The organism is Aliidiomarina indica (genome assembly GCF_015354615.1).
Taxonomy (GTDB): Bacteria; Pseudomonadota; Gammaproteobacteria; order Enterobacterales; family Alteromonadaceae; genus Aliidiomarina; species Aliidiomarina indica.
The window spans coordinates 92986-101990 of the sequence record NZ_JACAVQ010000009.1; the positions used below are offsets into that span (position 1 = coordinate 92986).

5 protein-coding genes are annotated in these 9005 nt (G+C 50.7%); 3 read left to right on the forward strand and 2 right to left on the reverse strand.

The genetic code is table 11. The features are described from left to right. The first annotated feature begins 3 nt into the window (after positions 1 to 3). Together HXZ99_RS11530 and HXZ99_RS11535 are read left to right on the forward strand one after the other, a co-directional pair. Complete coding sequence (locus HXZ99_RS11530; RefSeq protein ID WP_194757441.1) at positions 4 to 1755, forward strand: autotransporter assembly complex protein TamA; 1752 nt, start codon at positions 4 to 6, stop codon at positions 1753 to 1755. Continuing rightward, positions 1752 to 5339 (forward strand): translocation/assembly module TamB domain-containing protein, encoded by a 3588-nt coding sequence (locus tag HXZ99_RS11535; RefSeq protein WP_194757442.1) that lies wholly within the window; start codon positions 1752 to 1754, stop codon positions 5337 to 5339. The genes HXZ99_RS11530 and HXZ99_RS11535 overlap by 4 nt, the downstream gene beginning before the upstream one ends. 103 nt (positions 5340 to 5442) lie before the next feature. On the opposite strand, the gene HXZ99_RS11540 is transcribed toward HXZ99_RS11535, so the two are convergent. Further along, positions 5443 to 6024, reverse strand: a complete 582-nt coding sequence (locus HXZ99_RS11540) for a superoxide dismutase family protein (protein WP_194757443.1) — start codon at positions 6022 to 6024, stop codon at positions 5443 to 5445. Positions 6025 to 6040: 16 nt separating this feature from the next. After that, positions 6041 to 7765, reverse strand: coding sequence for a DEAD/DEAH box helicase (locus HXZ99_RS11545; protein ID WP_194757444.1), 1725 nt, complete (start codon positions 7763 to 7765; stop codon positions 6041 to 6043). Positions 7766 to 8324: 559 nt separating this feature from the next. Here HXZ99_RS11545 and HXZ99_RS11550 point away from each other — a divergent pair. Next, the gene (locus HXZ99_RS11550) at positions 8325 to 8777 is read left to right on the forward strand and encodes a nucleoside deaminase (protein WP_194757445.1); all 453 of its coding nucleotides are present in this window, start codon (positions 8325 to 8327) and stop codon (positions 8775 to 8777) included. Positions 8778 to 9005: the final 228 nt, after the last annotated feature.

Genomic DNA, 9005 nt, shown 5'->3' on the forward strand with positions numbered 1-9005 from the left:
ACTATGCGGTACCTAGCTTCTCTCCTTGTTCTCTCGATTCTATTTTTAGCGCCCTCCGTTGGCGTGGCGAACAACGCCAGCAACGGTAATGTTTATGTATCCATTGAAGGTGTCGACGGGCGCGTTGCCAATAATGTCAGAAGCTTACTAAGCATTTATGCCCTGCACGAGCAAAGCGCCCCTGGCGCAGCACGAGTGCGCTATTTACATGAACTCGCCCATCGTGATATCCGCCGTGCCGTAACACCCTATGGCTACTATCAATTTGAGTTAGAAAGTTCCCTTGAGCAGCGCGACAACAATTGGTATGCGCACTATGAAATTCGCCTAGGTTCCGCGATTCCCATCGGCACCGTATCTATTGAGATTCAGGGTGAAGCGCAAGAAGATGAGGCCTTTCGCAATATTCGAAATCGGGTGAATTTGCGTTCCGGTTCTGCATTGCGCCATAGCCAGTATGAGAGCGCCAAAAACCGTATTCGCGATCTTGCTGCAGAGCGTGGCTATTATCAGGCTCGCTTTGTGAAACAAGAGCTGCGTATTGATCTGGATAGTTACTTAGCCCATGTAGAGTTGGTTTTAGACTCTGGTCCTCGCTATCGATACGGACGCGTTACCTTTAATGAAGGCCATCTTGACGAGGATTTACTCTATCGCTTTGTGACATTCGAGCAAGGTCAACCTGTATCCTCCAATGAGATTATTGCACTGCAGCAAGGCATGGCCGGAACCGATTATTTTGGCCGCGTTGAGGTTCAGCCCCTATGGGCCGAAGCCGATGATGACTACCAAGTCCCTATTGCGGTGAACTTCGAGCCCAATAAACGGCGCTACTATCGGACAGGTATCGGGTATGGTACCGATACCGGCCCGCGGATTAGATTCGATGTGAACCAACGCTGGGTAAATTCTCGGGGCCACCGAGTGAATGGTCAGATCCAACTCTCTGAGATTCTTAACAGTGTCGGTGCAAGTTATATTATCCCAGGCGCGCGGCCGCAAACGGATCAGTATGCCATCCGCGCCCTCTATCGCGACGAAGATACCAGTAGCACCCAGTCTGAGTTATTTAGTGTCGGGGTGAGCTGGCAAACTGAACTTACCCGAACCCAGCGCGTAATTGCGCTTGATTGGCAAACTGAACGCGATGTTCTTGATGGCGTTTCTCGACGCTCCGATTTCTTGTTGCCGAGCGCATCTTGGACACGGGTTCATGCGGATAATCGTTTGGATGTGGATCGTGGATTTCGACTTAACTTCACCGTTCGCGGAGCGTCTACCGATCTGTTATCTGATACTGATTTCCTGCAAAGCACCTTATCCGGGAAATTCGTTACGCGCCTTAGCGAACGGGTACGTATTCTCAGTCGCAGCGAGATTGGCTTAACAGCGAGCGGCAACTTTGACCGAGTGCCCACCTCGTTGCGCTTTTACGCTGGCGGTGACAACAGTGTGCGCGGCTACGGCTATCGCTCCATTGGGCCGCGCACCGAACTAGGTGATGCACGAGGAGCGCGCCATCTGTTTACAGGCAGTATCGAAGCCGATTATGAATTCCGAACAAACTGGCGATTCGCGGTATTTACCGACGTCGGTAATGCCTTCGACGAGTTAGATGATCCTATTAAAGTTGGTGCGGGTTTCGGTCTCCGCTGGCAGAGCCCTGTGGGACCGATTCGCATTGATCTTGCTCATGGCTTTTCCGAACCAGGAGATACAGTTCGACTGCATTTAACCATAGGACCTGATTTATGATGACGTTCTGGAAATGGTTAAAACGTTCACTCTATACATTATTCGCGCTGATATTAATTATCGCGACCTTAATGACCCTTGTTTTAACCACCGAGTTGGGTAACCGAGCGCTGTTAAGCCAAGCGCATCACTTTGTCCCTGGTGAGCTTGAATACGGTGAGTATTCAGGCGCACTCCTACGTGATTTTACCCTGCGCGATGTGCGCTATCGTGATTCGAACCAAGATATTGATATTGAAGTGGGTGATATACACTTGCGTTGGCGGCCTTGGGAGCTTTTAGCTCGCAAACTCCACATTCGCGACTTTAGCGCTGACTACATTCGTATTGCTGTGCCCGCCACCGATGGTGAAACGCCAGCCGAGCCCACTGAATGGCCGGAACAGCTGCCTGACATTTCGCTTCCGCTCCAAGTGCGCATTGATCAGGCACTAATAACCAACGTGGTTGTAAGCCAAGGCGAGCAAGACTTTGTAGTCGAACGTGTGAGTATGCGCGGTCGCACGCGCGGAGACACATTGCACTTACATAGCTTTGTCGCGACCACACCAGACTTTCATGTACAACTGCATGGTACGCTCACACCCCAAGGTGACTATGCGGTGAGCATCAACAATTTACTTCGTTTTCACGTACCAGAACAAGGTGACGTTACCGTCACAGGCCAGCTCACCGGCAATCAACATACCTTGCAGTTGCGGCAAACCATCAGCGGCTTTATTAGCGCTGATGTGAATGTAGAAGTGTCCGATCCGCTAACATCCGATTTGCGTTGGCAAGGCGACATTCGAGCGATGCAAAGCCGGACTCAAACCACAGTGCCAGACCTCGAATACTTTCTTGCAGAATTACGTGGCTCCGGAACCTTGACATCGTTTCAGGGTGCCTTGCGGATCGAGGGAGAACATGATGAGTATGGTGCGTTTAATGCCAACACCCAAGCGAACTACGCCGACGAGGTCGCCTCGTTAGATACCCTTTATGTGCGCGCTGATCAACTGGGGCTTCTGATCGATTGGACCGGGCAAGCGGATATCACCACCGAAGAAGCCGATGGAACAACCACGATAAGCATGATTCAGGCGAGTATGGGCGGATCGCTAAAATACGGTGATTATCCGCCCGTTGATGTGCGCTTCGATTATCAAGGCGATCTTGAAAGTGCAGAGGACCTCAGAGCTCGCATCGAATCGGAAGAGGGCACTATTAACCTTTCTGGGCGCCTCGGTTGGGCTGACGGCTTATCTTGGGATCTCAATGCCATCGTAGGAAACGTTCAGCTCGACAGCTATCACGACAATATTAGCGGCATTATTGCAGCGGAAATAATGTCCAAAGGAACATGGCATGACAAGGGTGACTTCGAGGTAATTGTTGGACGCCTCGACGGGATGGTCAATGGCAGAAACATCGATGCAAGTGGGCGCGTGAATTGGCAAGGCGACCGCGTGCATACACAAGATCTGCGCGTGACCTTGGATGAGTCATTACTGCTCATTGAGCTTGATCTCGATTTAGCGGAGACCCTACTCGCAGCCCGTATCAATGGTTCCTCCTTAGCTTTCGACGACTGGACTTTGGCGGAAATGGACGCGGATGTTCGCATTGATTGGAGTATTGATGAACTTCCGGTCGGTACAATCGCGATTCGTGATTTAGCACAGCACGAGAACATCCTGTTACAGACCCTTACACTGAGCGCCGAGCGTTCAGACAATCTTTATAGCTTTGATGTAATGGGCACAGGGCAGGCAGCGGAAGTTACCCTGCAAACGTCTGGAACCTGGGAGAATAACCACTGGGATGGTACCTTGCATCGAGTTCACATTACCCATCCCGATGCCGGTGAATGGCGAACCACACGAGAGAGTGCCATGCAATTTAGTCCGGCACGGGCTCAGGTATCCCGTTTTTGTATCGAACGCATTCGCCAAAATGCTGGGTTCTGTTTAGATATGGATTGGGATTTAGAGTCGAATACTGGTCGCCTAAATGCCGATGCACAAGCCATTCGATTGGCGTTGCTACAGCCATTAATGCCCGAACAAGTTCAAATTAACGGTGTGCTCGATGCTCAGGCAAATTTAGACATTATGCCTGACCGCTTCGATATTGACGGTTTTGTAACGATTTCAGATAGCGACGTACTCTTGCCGGAACAAGATATCGCCCTGCGTTTTAGAGAAAGTGAATTGTTCCGTATCCGCGGCAATGAGCGCGAGTTAGCCCTTCAGTTCCAGTTGCTAACCGATGATCTCGATGGGGGTATTGAAGGGCAAGCCACCATTACCAACGCGCTCAACGACCCGCAAATTCAAGGACGCTCCAACCTTACTCTCGATAATCTCGGGTTTATCTCGATTCTTGTGCCACAACTTCAGGCCGTGGTAGGGCGCGTGCGGGGCGAATTAACGTATCAAGGAGCCCTCGCATCACCCGCAATTGAAGGGCAGATAGAACTGCTAGATGCAGGCGCCGAGGTGCCCGCTGCTGGTATTAACGTTACTGAGCTACAAGTAAATATCCTCGGCTCTGGTAATGAGGGCGAGCCCTTCACCTTAGTTGCCTCAGCACGTTCTGGCGATGGTGTGGTTGAATTTGAAGGTCAGTACGATTTCCTCAACGCGCGAGCAGAACTGCAAGTGATTGGTAGTAATTTCCAAGCCATGCAAACCCGCGATATGGCGGTGGCCGTAAGCCCAGATTTGCGTATCGTTTATACCCCCGAGGGTTTGCGGATTCGAGGTGAGGTGAATGTTCCTCGCGCGCGGATCACGCCTCCTGATATTGAACAAATTGATACCTCCTCCCGCGATACCATCATTGTGCGCGGCGACGAAACTGTATTTGCATTCGAGGAACGTGATCTGCCTATTGATGCAGATGTTCAGGTGAGTTTGGGCGATCAGGTCCGCGTGGAAGCCTTCGGCTTCGAAGGTCGCTTAACTGGTCGCTTGCGCGTGATTGAACAGCCCGGCCAGCAAACCACGGCTGTCGGCAACATTAACGTGGCAACTGGACGCTATGAAATTTTTGGCCAACCTCTAGATATTGAGCGCGGAAGCTTAGTGTTTACCGGTGGTGTCATTAGCAATCCAGGTCTCGATTTGCGGGTATCACGCAGAATTCCGGCCGAGAATGTTGTGGTTGGTGCGAGTGTGGGTGGCACGTTACGCGAACCCAATTTGTCGTTTTTCTCAACACCCGCTATGCAAGACAGTATGGTGCTGTCATACCTTGTTCTTGGTCGTTCCCCAGGGGAAGGCTCCGGTGAGCAAAGTGCGTTTGCGCAGGCAACCTTAGCGTTAGGAATGCGCGGTGGAAATCTAATTGGTGAGCAAATTGGCCAAGCACTCGGTGTTGACGAGATCATGCTTGATGCCACCGGTGATAACTTGGAAAACACCAGTCTATTTATAGGTAAGCATTTATCATCGCGGCTGTATGTGAAATACGGTATTGGTTTAATCGAGCCCGTGACCACATTTTTCATTCGTTACCGCTTAACCGATAGCCTAAGCTTTGAGAGTCAAACAGGCGGGGAGCGCAGCGGTGCTGACCTGTTTTACACCATTGAGCGGTAGTTTAGGCCGCTTATAATTCAACATAAAAAAAGCCCCAGTAATTGGATGTCCAACTATTGGGGGTCACTTCACATGTCTACTGGGGCTTTTTAAATGAAATATTTTAGTGGCCGTGATGCTCATCCACATCGGCATCAGCAATCACACCACACAAGATACGCGGACCGGCATCACCGGTTGGCTGCGATTCCAAATCATCGGCTTGCGCATGGACAATAACCGCTTTCCCCAAAATGCTATAGGGACCGCTCAACTCAAGCTTGGTATCAATCATTTCAAGATGAGCCATGCCTGCATCGTCAGCCTGTAAATTACCTAAATCACCGGCATGACGCTCGTGGCTATCTGGCCCGCCATGATCGCGACCATGTGGGTCGAAGTGACCACCGGCCGAGGTTGCGTCTGGAGCACTGCAATCGCCATATTCATGGACATGGAATCCATGTACCCCACCTGGCTCTAGCCCTTCTACATGAGCGAGAACAAAGACACCTTCTGGCGTGTCTTCAAACATAACGAATCCGTGTACGCCTTCGTTACCTTCAGTAGGTTCGAGAATGGCACTGAATGAGCGCTCACCAATGTGCTCGCCTTCGGCGTGGACGTTGTGAGCATCGTGATCACCGCTACATGCAGTTAAAAAAACTGCCGCAGAAGCGGCAGTAATCAATGATTTCAATTTCATGCCTTACCTCCTATGTTTAGGAGTTAAGCTTATCAGAAACTGGGCTAATCGCCATAGGTTGTTGACGAATGCGTGCTTTTGCCAGCTTACGCAACGTTTGTGGCGGCATACCTTTCGGTAGCTGTACCGTTGTATGAGTTGCAAACAACTGGATTTCACCAATGTAGCGCGAATCGATATCTGCTTCGTTTGCAATTGCACCAACCACATCACCTGGACGGGCACCGTGTTCAGTACCTACCGCTAATCGATAGGTGTCAAACTCGATACCTGCATCACGGCGTGGCTTGCGCTCACGTCGTTCGCTGCGGTCGCCGCCACGATCGTTACGATCGGCACGCTTACCGCCTCGTGCACCGCGATCAAAGCGATCACTGCGCTCCGCGCGAGCTGGACGCTCTTTACGGTCAAACTTCGGCTTCGGCTCTTCTTTTACGATTAACGGACGTGCTTGCTGCGCTTCAAACAAGAGTGCCGCAGCAATGTCTTCAACCGACATTTCAGTTGCTTCTGCCATTTGCGTAATCAGGCTACGCATTGAAGATAAATCTGTACCTTCGGCACGCTCAACGAGCTTACCTTGGAACTGCTGAATCCGTAATTTAGATAATTCACGCCCTTGTGGAACTTCGATCATCTCGATAGTACCGTTGGTGGCACGCTCATAGCGCTTCAGCAAATGCAGTTCCCGAGGACGCGCAAACAAAATCGCTTCACCTGAGCGACCTGCACGGCCAGTACGACCGATACGGTGTACATAAGACTCCGCATCTTGCGGTAAATCATAGTTAATAACGTGAGTCACGCCTGGGACGTCTAAGCCACGTGCAACAACATCAGTCGCAACCAAGATGCGGATTTTACCCGCTTTTAGCTGGGTGACTGTCGCTTCACGTTGATCTTGACTCATATCACCGTTCAAGCCCGCAGCTTTAAAGCCACGATCACGCAAGTGTGCAGCTACCGTTAAGGTATCTTGACGCGTACGTACGAAAATCAAAGCAAGTTGATACTCGATGGTTTCAAGCAAGCGCTCGAGACCCGCATCCTTGGTCATACCTTGAACTTTCCACGCTTTCTGCGTGATATTTGCTTTATTCGCTTGAGTCGATGCAATTTTCACATGCACCGGATCTGCCAAGAACTTGTTCGCAATTTTGCGAATTTGTGGTGGCATAGTCGCAGAGAACAAAGCACGCTGAGCAGTTGCTGGAACTTGCTCCATGATCCACTCGATATCTTCAACGAAGCCCATGTTGAGCATCTCGTCGGCTTCATCAAGCACGGCCATTTTCAAGCTGCTTAAATCCAATGTGTTCTTACGAAGGTGATCCATTAAGCGGCCAGGCGTTCCTACAACCACTTGAGCGCCACCGCGCAATAACTTAATTTGAGGACCATAAGCTGCGCCACCGTATACGGTCGCAACGCTAAGGCCTTTCATATGTTTACCCATTTGAGCAATAGAATCTGCTACTTGTAACGCCAACTCACGCGTTGGAGCAACAACAAGCAACTGAGCGCCACGCACTCGGGTATCAATGTTCGCTAACGCAGGTAAGCCGAACGCAGCTGTTTTACCAGTACCGGTTTGCGCTTCACCTAAAACGTTTTTCTTTTCCAACAACGCAGGAATCGCCTGCTGTTGAATAGGAGTAGGGGTGTCGAAACCAAGCTCTTGGATTCCACGTAAGATTGGCTCTGGTAATTCCAAAGCAGAGAAAGTATTAAATTCAGACATATTTGTCCCACTATCTAGACTCCGCCCATATTTGGCGGAAAACTACAAAATAATCAGACTCGGTAGACAAATCGCGCACGCAATGTGCATGCAACATCCTGCGATATTGCGATGGTAGACCAAGGCTGGGCATTGGCATGATCGATAGTTAAACTACCAAACATGCAACCGACAACTGCCCCTTAGACCCTGTTCTCAAATGAACGAGCGTGTTGTGATACACGTCGTTTTTAGTGTTGTCAGGCGACGTAAGCGCCTGCAAGATAGGGGACCACTGTCAACATTTACCTCTCATATCTTTGAGAGGTGGCGCAGTATAACAGGATTTTTAGAAATGTATTGTTGTTTGTTTGTTATCAAATAAATAGCCAAAGCATCGCGCTGACTTGGGAATAGACGTAGCCAACGCATCGCGTTGGTTCATATCTTGGTAATAGACGTCGCCAACGTACCGCGTTCCGTTATTGACGCTATAATCCCTATGATAACCCGAACACCGCACCACTGCACCAAGCGCCTTTACGATAAAACTAATAAATAATACCAGAGGACACTGCCCATGAACTATGAAGCCTTATTGAAAATTGCCCGCGATCAGGCTCGCAAAGGCTTTGAAGAAGGAGGCGTACCTGTCGGCGCTGCCATGTTTGATAGCCAAGGCACGCTATTAGGAGAAGGGCGCAACCGACGCGTACAAGAAGGCGACCCCTCTATTCATGGCGAAACCGACGCCTTTCGTAAAGCAGGGCGGCAAAAAACGTATCGCGATAAAATCCTAGTGACCACCTTGGCGCCTTGCTGGTATTGCTCCGGCCTTATTCGACAGTTCAATATCGGCACTGTGGTTGTAGGCGAAGCCATTAACTTCGACGGCCATCTTGACTGGCTCAGAGAAGCCGGCGTTAACGTGGTAGAACTGCGAGATCCTGAATGCATCGATATGATGAAAACCTTCATAACAACCCGCCCCGATATATGGAACGAAGACATCGGTGAGTGCAATCATTCGTAACCAACGCACCGCGTTGGTTCGTAGGCTGGCCTTTCGCCAGAGCCGGAGAGTAGGACACCTTTCTATGCGCAGGCCACGCTCTGCAACACATCCATGTGGGGGGCTTCCAGCGCGGGTGGAAGGCTAGCCACTGGCGGGTGTGCGCGGCATGGATGCCGCGCCCAAGCCTACACGGATGTACTTGCGGCGACCCGCAAGGGGCTGGCCTTTCGCCAGAGCCGGAGCGTC